The 400-nt window shown below is 37.8% G+C and carries 1 protein-coding gene; it reads left to right on the top strand.

The features are described 5' to 3' along the window. Positions 1–153: 153 nt before the first annotated feature. A partial coding sequence (locus tag HMPREF2837_RS07005) for a transposase family protein (protein ID WP_148131834.1) occupies positions 154–400 on the top strand: 247 nt, incomplete at its 3' end.

Raw genomic sequence — 400 nt, 5'->3', positions numbered from 1 at the left:
CAGCGTCTTTAGGCGCTGGCTGGTAATTTGGGCTCTATAATTTCTGTAGTGGGTAGAACCACCATAGGAATTATGGAGCCTATTTTGTTGTAGAAAAAAAGTCCCATAAGACCTATAATGAAAAGCAACCAAACCATCATTAGAAAGAATCTTATGGAACAATTAAATTTTATCACAAACTTACTCGAAATTAAAGATAAGAACATCATAATCTTGGATTATCTTGATGCTGGAACGCATAAAGAAATCATCGCTAAGCTAGATTATACTGCACCTGTGTGCCCTCGCTGCCTAGGGCAAATGACTAAATATGACTTCCAGAAAGAATCTAAAATCCCTTATCTAGAGTGTGCAGGCTATAAGACACTCATTCGATTGAGAAAACGCCGTTTCCGTTGTA

Source organism: Streptococcus sp. HMSC071D03, assembly GCF_001812125.1.
GTDB lineage: Bacteria > Bacillota > Bacilli > Lactobacillales > Streptococcaceae > Streptococcus > Streptococcus pseudopneumoniae_N.
The sequence above is the reverse complement of the archived record's forward strand: the minus strand, read 5'-3'. Positions and strand labels throughout refer to the sequence as shown.